The sequence below is a fragment of the Acetobacter oeni genome (genome assembly GCF_011516825.1).
Classification (GTDB): domain Bacteria; phylum Pseudomonadota; class Alphaproteobacteria; order Acetobacterales; family Acetobacteraceae; genus Acetobacter; species Acetobacter oeni.
Genome location: NZ_WOTA01000111.1, coordinates 1 through 508 on the forward strand (window position 1 = coordinate 1; position 508 = coordinate 508).

Here is a 508-nt window from a genome sequence, read left to right on the forward strand (position 1 = left end):
CTCGACATCCTTCGTGAGGCGACGGCAACGTCCGAGCCATGCAAAGCTACGCTCCACGATCCAGCGTTTGGGCAAGACGACGAAGCCTTCGGCCCGATCGCTACGTTTGACGATCTCGATCGTCCATCGGCCGAGTTCAGCCAGCGTACCACGCAACTTCTCGCCAGCATATCCCCCGTCACCGATCAGATGGCGAAGCCAGGGAAACAATGAGCGTATTCTGGTCGCTACCAGCGGCGCACCATCACGATCCTGAATGTCGGCGGGATGTACAACAGCCGCGACGACATGACCCAGCGTGTCGGTCGCGATATGTCGCTTGCGTCCCTTGATCTTCTTGCCCGCGTCATAACCGCGGGGGCCGCCATTTTCAGCGGTTTTAACCGACTGGCTGTCAATAATGCCCACTGAAGGCGTGGCGTCTCGCCCGTCCTGCTCACGCGACAGGATCACGAGAATATGGTTCATGGCTTCCCATCTTCCCTCGCGGATCCAACGGTAGAAATAG

1 protein-coding gene is annotated in these 508 nt (G+C 58.7%); it reads right to left on the reverse strand.

The window, feature by feature from the left end:
- The coding region (locus GOB90_RS18820) for an IS5 family transposase (RefSeq protein ID WP_173572239.1) at positions 1-508 on the reverse strand (508 nt) is incomplete at both ends.